At 36.2% G+C, this 16,439-nt stretch carries 15 protein-coding genes; 14 read left to right on the top strand and 1 reads right to left on the bottom strand.

Going from position 1 to position 16,439, the window contains the following annotated elements; genetic code table 11:
• Positions 1–23: 23 nt before the first annotated feature.
• From GGQ92_RS10430 to GGQ92_RS10415, 4 genes are read left to right on the top strand one after another with little or no spacing between them, the layout of a single operon-like run.
• Entirely contained in the window at positions 24–1,103 is a 1,080-nt protein-coding gene (locus GGQ92_RS10430; RefSeq protein ID WP_184248241.1) for a methionine ABC transporter ATP-binding protein, read from the top strand.
• Positions 1,045–1,695: a methionine ABC transporter permease gene (locus GGQ92_RS10425; RefSeq protein ID WP_184248238.1), complete on the top strand. Its 651-nt coding sequence runs from the start codon at positions 1,045–1,047 to the stop codon at positions 1,693–1,695. The genes GGQ92_RS10430 and GGQ92_RS10425 overlap by 59 nt, the downstream gene beginning before the upstream one ends.
• A gap of 27 nt (positions 1,696–1,722) precedes the next feature.
• Positions 1,723–2,571, top strand: a complete 849-nt coding sequence (locus GGQ92_RS10420; RefSeq protein ID WP_184248235.1) for a MetQ/NlpA family ABC transporter substrate-binding protein — start codon at positions 1,723–1,725, stop codon at positions 2,569–2,571.
• Between the two features lie 19 nt (positions 2,572–2,590).
• Positions 2,591–3,931: an LLM class flavin-dependent oxidoreductase gene (locus tag GGQ92_RS10415; protein ID WP_184248232.1), complete on the top strand. Its 1,341-nt coding sequence runs from the start codon at positions 2,591–2,593 to the stop codon at positions 3,929–3,931.
• Between the two features lie 72 nt (positions 3,932–4,003).
• Here the strand turns inward: GGQ92_RS10415 and GGQ92_RS10410 are convergent, their stop codons facing one another.
• Entirely contained in the window at positions 4,004–4,384 is a 381-nt protein-coding gene (locus GGQ92_RS10410; protein WP_184248229.1) for a PH domain-containing protein, read from the bottom strand.
• 442 nt (positions 4,385–4,826) lie between these two features.
• On the opposite strand from GGQ92_RS10410, the gene GGQ92_RS10405 reads away from it, so the two are divergent.
• The 10 genes from GGQ92_RS10405 to GGQ92_RS10360 all read left to right on the top strand — a co-directional run bounded on the left by GGQ92_RS10405 (position 4,827) and on the right by GGQ92_RS10360 (position 16,319).
• The gene (locus tag GGQ92_RS10405; protein ID WP_184248226.1) at positions 4,827–5,723 is read left to right on the top strand and encodes a phosphate ABC transporter substrate-binding protein; all 897 of its coding nucleotides are present in this window, start codon (positions 4,827–4,829) and stop codon (positions 5,721–5,723) included.
• Positions 5,724–6,015: 292 nt separating this feature from the next.
• Positions 6,016–6,936: a phosphate ABC transporter permease subunit PstC gene (gene pstC / locus GGQ92_RS10400; protein WP_184248223.1), complete on the top strand. Its 921-nt coding sequence runs from the start codon at positions 6,016–6,018 to the stop codon at positions 6,934–6,936.
• Positions 6,937–6,939: 3 nt separating this feature from the next.
• On the top strand, positions 6,940–7,809 hold the full coding sequence (pstA, locus tag GGQ92_RS10395; protein WP_184248220.1) for a phosphate ABC transporter permease PstA: 870 nt from the start codon (positions 6,940–6,942) through the stop codon (positions 7,807–7,809).
• A 25-nt stretch (positions 7,810–7,834) separates the two neighbouring features.
• Entirely contained in the window at positions 7,835–8,608 is a 774-nt protein-coding gene (gene pstB / locus GGQ92_RS10390; protein ID WP_184248217.1) for a phosphate ABC transporter ATP-binding protein PstB, read from the top strand.
• Positions 8,609–8,799: 191 nt separating this feature from the next.
• Positions 8,800–9,807, top strand: a complete 1,008-nt coding sequence (locus GGQ92_RS10385) for a sugar-binding protein (RefSeq protein WP_184248214.1) — start codon at positions 8,800–8,802, stop codon at positions 9,805–9,807.
• Positions 9,800–11,215: a sensor histidine kinase gene (locus GGQ92_RS10380; RefSeq protein WP_184248212.1), complete on the top strand. Its 1,416-nt coding sequence runs from the start codon at positions 9,800–9,802 to the stop codon at positions 11,213–11,215. The genes GGQ92_RS10385 and GGQ92_RS10380 overlap by 8 nt, the downstream gene beginning before the upstream one ends.
• 20 nt (positions 11,216–11,235) lie before the next feature.
• The gene (locus tag GGQ92_RS10375; RefSeq protein ID WP_184248209.1) at positions 11,236–12,804 is read left to right on the top strand and encodes a response regulator; all 1,569 of its coding nucleotides are present in this window, start codon (positions 11,236–11,238) and stop codon (positions 12,802–12,804) included.
• A 327-nt stretch (positions 12,805–13,131) separates the two neighbouring features.
• On the top strand, positions 13,132–14,517 hold the full coding sequence (gene xylE, locus GGQ92_RS10370) for a D-xylose transporter XylE (RefSeq protein ID WP_184248206.1): 1,386 nt from the start codon (positions 13,132–13,134) through the stop codon (positions 14,515–14,517).
• A 247-nt stretch (positions 14,518–14,764) separates the two neighbouring features.
• Positions 14,765–16,015 (top strand): flavin-dependent oxidoreductase, encoded by a 1,251-nt coding sequence (locus GGQ92_RS10365; protein WP_221437296.1) that lies wholly within the window; start codon positions 14,765–14,767, stop codon positions 16,013–16,015.
• Positions 16,016–16,025: 10 nt separating this feature from the next.
• Complete coding sequence (locus GGQ92_RS10360) at positions 16,026–16,319, top strand: Dabb family protein (RefSeq protein WP_184248203.1); 294 nt, start codon at positions 16,026–16,028, stop codon at positions 16,317–16,319.
• The last annotated feature ends 120 nt before the right edge of the window (positions 16,320–16,439 follow it).

Raw genomic sequence — 16,439 nt, 5'->3', positions numbered from 1 at the left:
TTGTTTCGTAAGGAGGTTCCAGTTTGATAGAATTTCACCAGGTCACAAAAATATTTGAAAGTAATGGAAATAAAGTAGAAGCGTTAAAAAACATTAATCTAACCATAGATAAAGGAGATATATTTGGAGTTATTGGCTTCAGTGGCGCAGGGAAAAGTACACTCATTCGCACGGTAAATTTATTAGAATATCCGTCGGCAGGTGAAGTGCTTGTAAAAGGGAAAAATCTTACTGAACTATCAAAATATGAGATACGAGAAGCGAAGAAAGATATCGGTATGATTTTCCAGCATTTTAATCTTATCAAGTCTAAAACAGTATTTCATAACGTGGCAATGCCATTGTTGTTAAGCGGTTATAATAAGAAATCCGTTGAAGAGAAGGTTTTCGAGATTCTTCGTTTTGTTGGGTTAGAAGAAAAGGCAAAAAATTACCCAGATCAATTATCGGGTGGGCAAAAGCAGCGGGTAGGGATAGCAAGAGCACTCATAACAAACCCCTCCATCTTATTATGTGATGAAGCTACATCAGCATTAGATCCGGAAACCACAAAATCAATTCTAAAACTTTTAAAACGAATAAACAAAGAATACAACATTACAATTTTAATCATTACTCATGAGATGGAAGTAATTAAGGAAATATGTAATCGAATCGCTGTAATGGAAGATGGTCAAATTATTGAAACAGGAAAAGTATTCGATGTCTTTGCCAATCCAAAAAAAGAAACAACACGTAATTTTGTCAAATCGGTTATCCGAGATGAAGTTCCAAAAAGTGTTTATCAACTATTAAGAGAGAAAAATCATTATAGTCGTATTTTTAAAATTGAATTTTTTGGAGCAAACTCCGGACAACCGATTATTTCTAAAACAGCAAAGGTTTATGATGTTGAAATCAATGTCCTTTTCGGAAACATTACTGAATTACAAGGTATTCCTTTTGGTAATTTAATTGTTGAACTAATTGGAAATGACCATGAAATCAATCGTGCGGTGGAATATATCATTAGTCAAGATATTAGAGTAAAGGAGGTTACCGAAGATGGAAGTAAGTACAGAAATAATATTAAATGCGTTGTGGGAAACACTTTACATGGTTAGTATTTCCCTTTTTTTTGGAGGGATTATCGGTATATTTTTAGGAATATTATTGGTAGTAACAAGAGAAGGACATATCTTAGAAAATCGAGTGATTTATAGAACAGTGAACCCAATTGTTAATATTTTCCGCTCAATTCCTTTTATTATTTTATTAGTTGCCATCATTCCGTTTACAAGGTTAATAGTAGGTACCTCCATAGGAACTACAGCAGCAATCGTTCCTCTTGTACTTCATATTGGACCCTATTTTTCAAGATTAGTAGAAAATTCGTTATTAGAGGTGGATGAAGGAATAATCGAAGCAGCTAAAGCTATGGGAGCGACACCATTACAAATCATTTATCGTTTTTTGATGCCGGAAGCTTTCTCTTCTTTAATATTGAGTATTACGACAGCGACGATTGGATTAATTGGCGCAACAGCAATGGCAGGAGCGATTGGTGGTGGAGGGCTAGGCGATGTTGCTATAACATATGGTTATCAACGATTTAGTTCTATAACGATTCTAGTAACCGTCGTAATTCTTGTTGTTCTCGTTCAAGCCATTCAAGAAATAGGAAACAAACTCGAACGGAGAGTAAGGAGAATGTAGGTACAATTTGATAGGGAGTGTAAAGAGATGAAAAAGTGGTTGTTTCTATTGTTTTTAGTATTGAGCGCTTTATTAGCTGCATGTTCTGATAATGAAAAAGTAGAAGATAAACAAGAAACCGTCAATGTAGGAATTAGGAGTTCCGAACTTCGGACCTGGCAATATATAAAGGAACAGGCTGAAAAAGAAGGTGTTGAAATTGAAATTGTAAATTTTTCATCCGCGTATGATCCAAATCAAGCCTTAGTCGAGGGCGATATCGATATAAATGCATTTCAACATGTAGCTTATTTAGATTCATTTAATGAAAATACCAATTCAACTATTGTCCCAATTGGTACAACGATTATCGCTCCACTAGGATTATATTCTAATAAATACAAAAAGGTAAATGAAATACCAGATGGTGCAGAAATAGCAGTACCAAACGATGCTCCTAACTGGGGAAGGGCGTTATTGCTATTACAAGAAGCAGAATTAATAACCGTTGTGGATGACTTTGATGGATTGGGTGGAGAAGACAAAATAAAAGAGAATCCAAAAAACATTGAAGTTGTACCTGTAGATAGTGCGAATACCCCTCGAGTTATGGAAGATGTAGCTGCTTCTATCATCAATAATGGGATCTCACTAGAGGCAGGACTCACATTAAAAGATGCCCTTATTCATGAAAGTCAAACAGCAAAGCCGTATATAAATGTAATTGCAACTATGGAACAAGATAAGGATAAGAAAGCTTTTCAGAAGATAGTTGAAATCTATCAATCTGATGAGACGGCTGCATTTATTCAAGAAACCTACCAAGGGAATTATCTTCCAATCACTATTTCATTAGAGGAATTAAGTACATTCAAAGAAACTTATTCTAATAACTAAATCAAAGAGGGAGGAGAGAATGATGATAAAAAATCAAATGAAATTAGCAGCATACTTGATTGGAACTGGAATGCATGTAGCTTCCTGGCGTCACCCATTATCGAGCCCTAATGCAAGTATTGATATCAATACCCTCCAAAAACTAGCACAGATTGCAGAGAAGGGGAAATTTGACTTGGCATTTGTCGCAGATAGTTTAGCAATTAATCATGAGTCCCACCCACAAATTTTAAATCGTTTTGATCCGACGATACTCATAACTGCATTAGCTGCAGCTACGGAGAAAATTGGCGTCGGTGCCACTGCTTCGACAACATACAATGAACCATTTACTCTAGCACGGCAGTTCGCATCGGTTGATCATATCAGTGCTGGTCGTGCAGCATGGAATATGGTGACAACAGCAGATGCAACAGGTCAAACAGCATTGAATTTTAGTAGGGAACAACATTGGGAGCATGATCATCGTTATGAACGAGCCGAGGAGTTTATAGATGTTGTAAAGGGTCTCTGGGATTCGTGGGAGGATGATGCATTTACCTATAACAAGGAAGCAGGAGAATTTTATCATCCAGATAAAGTACATGAGCTCGAATACAAAGGGAAGTATTTTTCAGTAAAAGGACCACTGAATATTGCGAGGTCGGTTCAAGGTCAACCCGTAATCATTCAGGCTGGTGCATCTATTCCTGGACAAAGGCTAGCAGCAAGGACAGCGGAAGTAGTTTTTACTCACTGGGATAACATTGAGGAATCCAAACAATTCTATCAAAATCTTAAATCACAATTAGCGGAATTTGGCAGGGATGAAGATGAACTTCATATTCTTCATGGTATTTCACCAATAGTAGGAAAGACAGAGGAAGAAGCATATGAAAAATATAATGAGTTACAAAAATTAATGGACCCGTATAAAAGCTTGAAATTTGTCTCTGGATATATGGGGAACGTAGATTTCTCTAAATATTCCTTAGATACACCGGCAAAAGAAGTGAAGTTTCCAAAAGTAAATAGTATTCAAAGTCAATTCAATGAGATGAAAAAAATTATCGAGGAAGAAGATCTCAAAGTAGGGGATCTCTATGCTAGATTTTTCGGTGCAGCTAGAAAAGACGGCTTTATTGGTACACCAACTCAAGTAGCAAATGAGATGGAGAAGTGGTTTACCGAAAAGGCAACAGATGGATTCATGCTTCAATTTCCCCTTTTGCCTCGTGATTTGGAAGATTTTGTGGAGTTAGTTGTTCCAATCTTACAGAAAAAAGGTATATTTCGATTGGATTACGAGGGGGACACATTACGTGATCATCTAGGATTGAAAAAACCAGATAATCATTTTACAATAGAAAATCTTCAATAAATTAGCTGGTTATGAGGTGGAAATCATGATTAGGTTAAAGGTGTACAGTAGTTATACACCTTTATTCCCTCTTTATTTCATCGTCATTAATGCTAATATTTTTTGGATATCATAAATACTTTTATCTTTTTTAAATTGTTTACTAACAGTAGGTTCTGTTGCGCTACTTATCCAAATTTTAAGCTCAGAGTCTAAATCAAAAGTTCCAGCAGTTTCGATGCTATAATGTGAAATACTGCTATATGGTATGGAATGGAACTCCATTTTCTTACCTGTGATACCTTGCTTGTCAACTAGAATCATTCTTTTATCTGTAAAAACAATTAAGTCTCTAACAAGTTTAAAAGCAGCTTCTATTTCCTCACCTGGAATCAAGATGTTCTCTAACTCTTTTTTTGCCTCTTTAGTACTGATTGTCGATGCATTATCTAATATTCCGCTTAAAATTCCCATCTAATCGTCCTCCTAATATGTTATTTCAATAAGTTAACCTCTTTACAGTTTATTAGACTCACTTCAATATTAGGTCAAAGAGTTTATAACATTCATTTTATGGATAAAATTATACTTCCCTTTTTCCCTATTTCTATTATCAACGATAAATTGTTTTCCTATTTTTAATTTCGATAAAATCGATACTACAAAACATTATTGGTGACATTATAGACTCTATATCAATAGAAGAGCAAAGAATTAATTTTATTCCTCTATAGAATTGTGAAAGATTCAAATTCCCTCTACCATTGTCCATTTCCTCCTCCATCCTTGTTTGTAAATTTCAATTTACATAATCTATACGATACTTTACATTCAATTAACCGTAACTCCATATTCATCTTTTATAGTAGTACATGTAAGAAACAATACTTAAACAGAGATGAGAGGGGCAATTAAAATGAAGAAAAGACACGTAATGTTTTTCATGTTAGCTTTCTTTATAATCATACCTTTACTAGCAGCTTGTGGAAATGACAGCTCGGAGGAAGGGTTAGCGGAAAATGGCACGACAGAAGAAACTGAAACAGATAACAATGAATCAAATAGTGAAGAAGGTTCTGATTTAGAAGGTACGATCACAATGGCTGGTTCAACTTCTGTACAACCTCTTTCTGAAGAGTTAGCAGCTGTTTTTATGGAATTACATCCTGAAACTCGATTAGAAGTTTCTGGTGGTGGCTCAGGTGCAGGTGTTACAGCAGCACAAGAGAGTGCAGCAGATTTCGGAGCAGTATCTCGTGAAATTAAAGATGAAGAAACAGGTATCACAGCTGAAGTAATTGCGATTGATGGAATTGCAATCATTGCTCATCCAGATAACTCATTAACAGATATAGCTTTAGAAGATGTTACGAAAATCTTCGCTGGAGAAATTACGAACTGGTCAGAGGTCGGCGGAGACGATCAAGATATTGTTGTAGTTAGCCGTGAAGATGGTTCTGGTACAAGAGGTGCATTCACTGATATTGTCTTGGGCGATGAAGAATTAGTGGAATCTGCTCTTATCCATAATTCAACTGGTGGAGTTCTTGAAGCTGTAGCAAACGATCCAAATGCAATTGGATATGCTTCTACGGGTGCTGTATCGGATTCAGTTGTAGCACTTGCAGTTGATGGATTCGAACCAACTTTAGAGAACATTCAATCTGGTGATTATGCAGTATCTAGACCGTTCAATTACGCAATGAATGAAGATGCAGAATTAAGCGAATTAGCACAAGCATTTCTTGACTTTGTACTAAGCGATGAAGGACAAAAAGTAGTTGAAGAAAATGGATTTATTCCAGTTAACTAATAACTTAAATAAAACGTTGCATATGTGCTGTCTGAAAAGCAGTATTTAAACTGGTAAATGAAAAGCCCAAGAATGCTGGTATGTCAACATTCTTGGGTTTTAGGTTTTAAAATAAATTAAACAGTCTCTTCATGATTGTTAATTGCGATTGTTAGATCCCATGAATCTAGCTCTTAGGGAAAAAACTTATCGCACCTACAACTAGTGTGCAATTACGAAGAAACGCGATAGGTATTTGTCAGTATTGGTACATTAACCAGCTGAATTCTTGATTTGTCATGGAGTGATAAAAATGAAGTTTCAAAAAGAGAAAAATAATAAAAGTAATATAGAAGAAGGTATTGTTAAAGTTATATTATTCATTATGGCTTTATCTTCTGTCATATCTTTAGGTCTCATTACATTTTTTGTTTTTAATGAAGGACTTCCTTTCATGATTAACTATGGAATTACTGATTTTATATTCGGTACAACATGGAATCCGACAGATCAAGTGTATGGAATCTTTCCTATGATTGTTGGTTCCGTAATAGTTACTGTACTTGCTATGCTAATAGGTGCACCAATTGGAATAGCAGTCGCCGTTTACTTAGTAGAGATTGCACCTCGCCGTGTTGCTAAGATAGTCAAACCAGCCATTCAATTGTTAGAAGGAATACCATCTGTTGTTATCGGACTTTTTGGTATGGTGGTAATTATAGACTTACTTCGTCGTATTTCACGTGGTCCTTTAAGTGAATATTTACCAGCAGGTTACCAAACAGGCTATTCAGTATTAGCCGGGGTACTTATTTTGGCTATTATGATTTTACCAACAATCATATCGATTTCAGCAGATTCTATTCGTGCAGTACCTCAAGAATATAAAGAAGGTTCCTATGCGATGGGTGCTACGAAATGGCAGACAATTTTTCGGGTAGTAGTACCTGCGGCTAAATCAGGTATACTTGCGGCGGTTATTCTTGGTGTTGGTCGAGCAATTGGTGAGACGATGGCTATTATAATGGTAGTCGGAAATAGTGTGCAAATCCCAATTCCAGGTTGGGAAACTCTATTCGCACCTGTTCGAACGTTAACTGGAAATATTGCTCTTGAAATGGGTTATGCGGGGCCAGAGCATCGTCAAGCATTATTTGCGACTGGGATTATTCTATTTATATTTATCATTATCATCAATTCTTTAACATTATTACTAAGAAGAAGGAGGACGTAAACGATGGTCGAAGTAAAACCAAATCACCTTATTAAAGTGAAGCGAAATCAGGTATTCGCCTTTACGATGTTAAGTCTAGCAGCAGCATTAACAGTCCTCATTCTCTTAGCTATTGTTATCTATGTTATGAGTCAAGGACTATCTGTGATTAGTATGGAATTTCTACTAGATTCACCTAAAAGCATGGGAGCAGAAGGCGGTATTTATCCAGCCATTGTAGGGACTATCTATTTAGTAGGACTTGTAATTCTAATAGCAGCACCTATAGGCGTTGGAACAGCAATTTATTTAAACGAGTATATGCCTGATGGTAGATTTAAAAGTGTCCTCCGATTTGCGACGGAATTATTAGCGGCGATTCCTTCGATTGTACATGGAATGTTTGGCTTTCTATTTTTCGTTATCGCTCTAGGAGATTACACAGGTGGTTGGTCGATTTTATCTGGTGCTTTAACTGGAGTAGTTATGATTTTACCGATAATTATTCGTGCATCGGAAGAAGCTCTGAGAAGTGTATCTAATAATTTAAAAGAAGGAAGTCTAGCACTGGGTACAACTCGATGGTATACGATTAAGAAAATTGTTTTACCTTTAGCAATACCTGGAATTACAACAAGTATCATCTTAGCAATCGGACGTGTGATTGGAGAAACAGCAGCTTTCTTATTAACTCTAGGCGGAAGTCTATTATTAGCTACAACTGTATTTGATGGAGCTAGAACTCTTGCTTTGCACTTGTACTTGGTAGCAATGGAAACAGGAAATACGGAAATGGCCTTTGGTACTGGAGCAGTCCTAATCGTCCTTATTTTAATCATCAATCTTGCTGCAACAGGATTATTTAAATTACTAGTTAGAAGATTCTCAGCGTGATTAGCTCGACAGAGGAGAGATTAAGATGACGAATCAAAAAGAAAGTAATGCAATAATAGAAATAGAAGATTTAGATTTTTATTACAATCAAACAAAAGCATTGAAAAACGTTTCTTTGGACATAAATAAAAATGAAGTTTTTGCATTTATAGGTCCATCTGGCTGTGGAAAAACAACACTATTACGTGTATTAAATAGAATGAATGATTTGATTCCTAAAACGAGAGTTGTTGGGAAAGTACAAATAGAGGGTCATGATATTTATGATCCAAATGTGGATGTTGTCCAATTGAGAAAATCAGTAGGTACGGTCTTTCAAAAACCAAATCCATTTCCAATAAGTATTTTTGATAATGTTGCTTACGGTCCAAAAGCTCATGGAATAAAGAATAAGAAAGAGTTAATGGAGATAGTTGAGGAAAGTTTACGACAGGCAGCATTGTGGGACGAGGTAAAAGATAGATTGAATGATAGTGCAACAGGGCTGTCGGGCGGTCAACAACAACGCCTTTGTATTGCGCGAGTTATGGCCGTGAAACCTGAAATTATTTTAATGGATGAGCCAACATCTGCATTAGACCCGATAGCAACTTTAAAAGTGGAAGAATTGATAAATGAGCTAAAGCAAAATTATACAGTAGTAATTGTTACTCATAACATGGAACAAGCTGCGCGGGTTTCGGACAAAACTGCTTTATTTCTAAATGGTTCTATCATCGAAACAAATGAAACAAATCAACTATTTACGAATCCAAAAGAACAAGAAACAGAAGATTATATAACAGGAAAGTTTGGTTAACTTTTTGGTGTATATCTTGAATAAAAGACTCTAGAAGCGGTAAAGTGTATCCTTTGTAAAGGACGTTTTACATTCTAGAGTCTTTTATTTGTTTCGGAACAACATATATAGCAAACACGTATCCTAATGAGTTTATAAACTAATTATGTTATTATTTAATCTATTCGACAAGCTATCTATAGGAGGTTACCATGAACCGAAAAGCGAAAATTATTTATATTATTTTAATAACAACCTTCTTTATTGCTGCGGGACTTTCTATTTACTATTATCAAAAATTACAAATTAACAATAAACAGATGGACGAAGCAGTCACTTTTGAAGCCTCACTACCAGCATATCACTTCGCCTTAATAGGTGAGGAGAGGAACCATGAATATTGGCGCTTAGTAGGTGAGGGTGCGAAAGAACTGGAATCTGAGTATGATGTTTTTGTGGAGTATGAGGCTCCAAAGCGTTCTAACCCGGATGAACAATTAAAATTGGTGGATATGGCTATTAAATCGAAAGTTGATGGTATTATCGTCCAGGCGCTTAATGACAATTTTACACCGATGATTAACAAAGCTGTTAATGAAGGAATACCCGTTATTACAGTGGATACGGATTCTCCAGATAGTGAACGCAATGCTTATATTGGGACAGATAATTACGAAGCAGGCCGATTGGCTGGAGAAGCATTAGTGAACGATACGAATGGACAAGCAACCGTCGGAATCATTACAGGCAATCTTGATAATCTGCACCATCAACTAAGATTGCAAGGATTTAAGGATGTCGTAGAAGATGTGGAAGGAATTGAGATTGTAGCAATAGAGGAATCTAATATAACTAGAGTAGAAGCAGAGGAAACAGCGTATAGCATGCTGATGGAATATGAAAATATAACTGCTTTTTATGGGACAAGCTCTTACAACGGCTTAGGTATTGTGGCAGCAGCAGATTCTCTAAAGAAACAAAATGATATATACGTAATCACGTTTGATGCGATAAAGCAGAATATAGAATTGCTTGAAAATGGCGACATTGACGCGATAGTAGAACAACAACCATTCGAAATGGGGAATCAAAGTATAAAGGTGTTGTTAGATATTTTACAAGATAGAGAAATCGAAGAAATTTATCATACAGATACATCTGTCATTCGAAGGAATGATTTGGCGAGCATGACAGAGAGAAGGATGTTAGCCGATGATTAAAATTCGCACGAAATTACTCATTTATTTTGCGACGATTCTTTTATTATTTGTCCTACTGTTACTCATCCGTGAACAAAACAATCAGCAAGTGATGAATCTTTATGATGAGAACATGGAACATTTTTTTCTATTAAATGAATTAACACGACAGACAAATGAAACAGTGGAATCGTTACAAATTTATGTGCACGAACCATTAGACGAGAACTTAATACTTTATGAAGAAGATTTAACGGACCTCATACAGTTAAAGGAAACATTTGAACAACGAGAAGAAGAAGGCATTCCAAAGAAAAACTTCTTATCCATGCTTGATAGTTTTCTTGAACAAACGGACATGACTGTGGAGGGGGTTCAACAACAGAATATTGAGCAATATTCCACGTACTTCAATGAGGTAGAAATCACATCCAATTATATTTATGAAAACACTCTAGAATTAATCAATATGGAATTAACCGCTTATCAAGAGTTATCAGACTTAATCAATCAAAAGGTTGCCTACACAAAACAAACGGGTATTACAATAATTATCGCTATCATTGCTCTGAGTGTCTTATTTGCTTTATGGTTCTCTAACGGAATAACGCGTCCCATTGAGCGATTAACATGGGCAGCACAGGAAATAGCCGCTGGTCGTTATTCAGGAAAAGATGTTGTTGTTTCTAAGAAGGACGAGCTATGGTTTTTAACCAAAACATTTAATGAAATGAAAAAGAATATTCTTAATTCCGTCAGTGAGATTGAGGAAAAGGCAAGATTAACGAACCTATTAAAAGAAATGGAGTTAAAAAGCCTGCAAAACCAGATTAATCCTCATTTCCTGTTTAATACGTTAAATACCATTTCTAAAACGGCGTATATTGAAGGAGCAGAGCGAACGAGTGATTTAATATCCTCTGTATCTGCTTTACTTCGATATAACATTGGGAATTTAGATCGTGAAACACAGTTAAAAGATGAAGTGGAAATAGTAAGAGAGTATTTCTTTATTCAAAAAACGCGATTTGGAAATCGAGTAGAATTTATCGAAAATATAGATCCTGCCTGTCTTTCAACAGTCATTCCGTGTATGACCTTACAGCCTATTGTTGAAAATGCCTTTAAGCATGGGATTGAAAATATGGCTAGTGGTTCGAAGATTGAATTAAACATTTATGAAAAGCATGATAAAGTGTGCATTGACGTAAAAGATAATGGGGTTGGAATGGATCAGGAGTCTATCAAACGGTTAATGAACCCAAAAGAAGACACGATGAGCGGAACGAAAGAGGGAAGTGGTCATTCAACAGGGATTGGGATGCGAAATGTAATGGATAGACTAAAACTTTTTCAAAAGGATAGTAAAATAAACATCTCTTCGGAGGTTGGAAAAGGTACAACCATAAGTATTCAAATTAACAAGTGATACAGAAAGGAGAGGGATACGTGATTAAAATAATGTTAGTCGATGATGAGTCGATTGAAAGAGAAGGCCTTCAACTCATGTTAAGTAGAAACCGCACTAATTTTGAAATAGTTGCTGAGGCTCAAAACGGTTTAGAAGCAGTCGAACTAGCATTGGAACATAAGCCTGATTTGATTTTCATGGACATTAAAATGCCGATATGGGATGGGCTTGAAGTGATTAAAAAAATCATGCCAGAGCTCCCACAGACAAAATATATTATGGTTTCTGCATTTAATACATTTGAATATGCAAGAGAGGCTATGAAATTCGGTGTAAAGTCTTACTTGCTTAAACCAAGTAAAGTATCGGAAGTTTTAGAAGCGTATGATCAAATGGTGAACGAAATTGAAGCTGAGAAACAGGAGATGTTAGAAAGAATACAAGTAAGCCAGCGCTTGGCACGAGCTAGTTCCTTTATAGAAAAGGACTTTATTCTCTCACTAATGCTTGATCATGTACAGGATGCAGACCAAGAGGAATGGGATGAATGGTTAGACTTAGAAGATAAGCAAGGATTTATGGTTGTATTCTCATTTGAATCAGAAAGTCTTCAACCTAGTCGAGCAGAAAAGGCAAAATGGTTACAAACCTTAAAACAAGTAGTAGTCGAACAATCGCCACATTGTATTATCGGACCATTAACAGGGTTACAAGTCCCCGTTTTAGTATTATATAATAATGCAAATGAATCGAATGAAGAAAGAAGAGAGGCGTTTGTAACAACTACTATCCAACAAGTGCAGCATCATTTGAAGCACTCTCGTTTGTTTGCGGGCATTGGGAGCATTGTTTCCGATGTGGTTTATTTTTCCGACTCGTATAAAGAAGCAATCTTTGCATTAGAGCATGTGTATAAACATCCAGGAGCTGCCTACATGGTCTATAGCGAACGGTTACGTGAGAAGGAGCAAGTTCTTGTTCCGTTTGAAGTAGAAAAAGAATTAGTCGAAGCCGTGCAGTTAGGAAATACGCAAAAAGGTCTTCAATTGTTTGATGCATACTTTCAATCGATACAACAAGACGTTGGTTTCCAACTAAGAAATACACAAAAAGCAATAGAAGATTTCTTTATTGTATTAACACGAGCTATTAAAGAGCTTGGATTTAATCAAGAGATTCCAGTGAGCATCGGGCAATTTGAAACAGTTATGCAACTAAAAGAAGCGTCGCGCTCTCGTCTTATCTATATGATGGAACGGCTAGGTGAATGGAGAGTAAGTGGGATCCAAGCTCTTCTCGCGCAAGCAAAGGAATATTTAGATAAAAATTATGGCAAAACCATTACCCTTGAAGGATTAGCTGATTACATTGGAATAAGCCCTTATTATTTGAGCAAATTATTTAAAGATCGTTATGAGGTAACCGTAATTGAATACGTAACAAATATACGCATGAAAAAAGCAAAAGCATTTCTCATGGATGGTTCCAAATCAATTAAAGAGATAGCCATGGATATCGGATATAAAGACCCGAATTACTTCAGTAGAGTATTCAAAAAAGAGTTTGGTGTTAGCCCACGTGGGTATAGAAATAAATATCAAGAGTAAGAAAGCGATCTGCATAGGTCGTTTTTTTGTTGCATTTTTTAATGGACGATTCAATTCCGCTTACGAAACAATATTGTCTAGATAATAACAAGATTGTGAAGATTAATTTACTACTTGATAGCTTTTTTCATGATAATTTAAAAGTACAACATTTCTAACTTTCTGATTTATGAAAACGAAATCATCAGAATTAGACAACATACAAGTGAGCCGTCTAACATTCTTCTAGAAAATAGTATGGTTTGCACAATGGAATGTAAAGGCTAACAAAATAGACAACTTTTAGAGGGGAGAGTTAGAGAGGGAGTATTCTCTTTCGTACAAAAAATGAAAAACAAGAAATTATATATTGTTTTAATTACTTTAGTAGCAACACTTGGGGGACTTTTATTTGGTTATGATACCGCTGTTATATCCGGAGCAGAATCGTCCCTACAGCTATATTTTGCAGATAACTTAGGACTTGGTTCATTAGCACACGGAATTACCGTTTCTAGTGCATTGATTGGTTGTATTATCGGTGGTTTGATTTCTGGTTATATCTCCGGTGGAATCGGAAGAAAGTATTCACTAGTTGTCGCAGCTATATTATTTATCCTATCAGCACTTGGTTCTGCATTTCCAGAGTTTTTATTCTTTGAAAAAGGAGAACCTACAATTGCGCTATTAATTACGTTTAATCTTTATCGTATTATTGGAGGTATTGGGGTAGGTCTTGCATCTGCTGTTGTACCGATGTATATCGGTGAATTGGCACCTCCAAAAATAAGAGGTACCCTAGTTTCTCTAAATCAATTTGCAATTGTACTAGGTATGTTAGTTGTTTATTTTGTTAACTGGGGAATTGGTAACGGACAATCGATGGAGTGGATTAACGACGTTGGTTGGAGATACATGTTCTTATCTGAAGTAATCCCTGCAGGACTGTTCTTACTACTCTTATTTACAGTGCCTGAAACACCACGATATTTAGTCTTGAAAAATAAAGATCACAAAGCAATGGATGTATTGAATAAGATTTACGACACTACATTTGCGAAAGCGACCATGTTTGAAATTAAAAAATCCTTTGATGTCAATAAAGCCAAATTATTTGCTTATGGTAAGGGGATTATCGTAATTGGTATTCTGTTATCAATATTTCAGCAGTTTGTTGGAATTAACGTAGCACTTTATTATGCACCGAGGATATTTGAAAGCATGGGTGCAGGAAGAGATGCTTCTATGGTCCAGACAATCGTGATGGGCGCAGTGAATGTTGTATTTACTTTAATCGCTATCTTTGCTGTTGATAAATTTGGTCGAAAGCCTTTATTAATTATCGGTTCAGTTGGGATGACAGTAGGTATGTTTGGGGTTGGAACACTAGCCTTCTTAGATGCGATTGGAATAGGAACATTAATCTTTATCGTCATTTATACAGCATCATTCATGATGTCTTGGGGTCCTGTCGTTTGGGTACTTCTTTCAGAAATCTTCCCGAACAAAATTAGAGGACAAGCAATGGCTATTGCAGTAGCAGCACAGTGGGCAGCTAACTACTTTATCTCTTCCACATACCCAGCGATGATGGAGTTTAGTGGTGGATTAACGTATACTTTCTACGGTGTGATGAGCTTATTATCTGCACTATTCATTTGGAAGTTCGTACCTGAAACCAAAGGAAAATCGCTTGAAGAACTCGAAAGCAATCTTATCAAAAAAACTGTATAGAGAGGCATAAGCTATAGTTAACATAGCCTATATAAAGAGGTTTTTCATTAGTTTTTGTAACTTTTGAAAGGCCTCTTTTTTATCGTTTATTGGAGGAATTGGTCGAAAAATACTTGGCCATCCATAGTAAAAAAACTCATCCTTAGGGAAAGCTGTTGCCTAATTTCCGATTGACCTTTATACAATACTCTAATAAAATTAATTCAGAATATTCAAATTTCTTTGTTTCGGTCATGGAGGTATTTATTTGTCTAATGTTAAAACAGCGATGGTTATTGGTGGAGGAATTGGTGGACTAGTAACCGCGCTAAAACTTAATCGTGTTGGAGTATCTGTTCGTGTTTTTGAGAGTGTGGAAACAATTAAAGAATTAGGGGTAGGGATTAATCTATTGCCTCATGCTGTGAGAGTGTTAACGGAACTTGGTTTGGGTGATGAGCTGAAGAAGACGGGAATTCCTACAGCGGAACTCATCTATGTGAATAAATTTGGTAAGCAAATTTGGCAAGAAGATAGAGGAATCCATGCAGGATATCGATGGCCTCAATATTCGATTCATCGAGGGAAACTGCAAATGATGTTATTGAAAGCAGTAAAAGAACAATTAGGGGAAAGCGCCATCGTAACTGGTCATCATCTAGCATCCTTTCATGATTTTGCGGATAGAGTAACTGCAGAGTTTGTCAATAAGAAAACAGGAGAACGGTTACGTTCCTATAGTGCGGATATCATGATTGCCGCAGATGGTATTCATTCGGTTGTTAGAAAATTCTATTATCCAGATGAGGGTCAACCGAAATTCAGTGGTCGTATCTTGTGGCGTGGCATTACCGAATCCGCTCCTTTTTTAACAGGAAAATCGATGATTATGGCTGGACACCAAGATCAGAAATTTGTAGCCTATCCTATTTGTCCAGATACTGCTTCTAAAGGTCGCTCCCTAATTAATTGGATAGCGGAACTAACAGTGGGAGGAGAACTACCTTCTCGTGCTGACTGGAATCTCGCAGTCGATAAGGAGAAATTTTTGCCTCAATTTGAAAAATGGGATTTTGGTTGGCTAAATGTACCTCAAATTATAGAAAATGCAGCAGACATTTTTGAATTTCCTATGGTTGATCGTGATCCATTACCTCAATGGACGTTTGGGCGTGTTACTTTGCTCGGAGATGCTGCTCATCCTATGTATCCAATTGGATCTAACGGTGCTTCGCAAGCAATATTAGATGCCGATGCATTAGGTGAATCAATTGGAAAATATGAGAATCCAGAGGTCGCCTTAAAGAGTTATGAACAAATAAGGCTAGAACCGACTGCTAAAATTGTTTATGCTAATCGAAAAAATGGACCAGAAGAAGTTATGCAAATTGTCGAAGAAAGAGCCCCTAACGGTTTTGAGAATTTATCTGACGTTATTACACAACAGGAGTTAGAAAATATCGCGAATAAATACAAACAAGTAGCTGGTTTTGATAAAGAAACGTTGAATAATAAATAGGAGACCACATATGATTGAGCATATTGTATTAATCAAACCTTCGCCTGCCGCAACGATGGAACAAAAACAAGAGTTAATAAACAGAACACTTGCGTTAAAAAATGTAATCCCTGGTATTGTCGATATTCAACAAGGCATCAACTTTTCATCTAGAAGCCAAGGATACGAAATAGGGTTAACGGTTCGATTTAAAGACAGGGAATCGTTAGAAAGCTATGATTCTCATCCTGAGCATCAAAAGATTATCGCTTATTTAAAAGGAATCGGATTAGAAGATATTATTGTCGTGGATTTTGAAATGTAGTAATTTTTCGTAATGCATTGGAAATAGCAATCATACTTACATAAATATTGACCATTCTCTAATATTAGGGGATGGTTTTTTGTTTTGTTATAATAAGTAACAATACATTTTCTCTTATGA

The organism is Gracilibacillus halotolerans (assembly GCF_014206945.1).
GTDB lineage: Bacteria > Bacillota > Bacilli > Bacillales > Amphibacillaceae > Gracilibacillus > Gracilibacillus halotolerans.
This window is presented reverse-complemented; position numbering and strand designations above follow the sequence as displayed.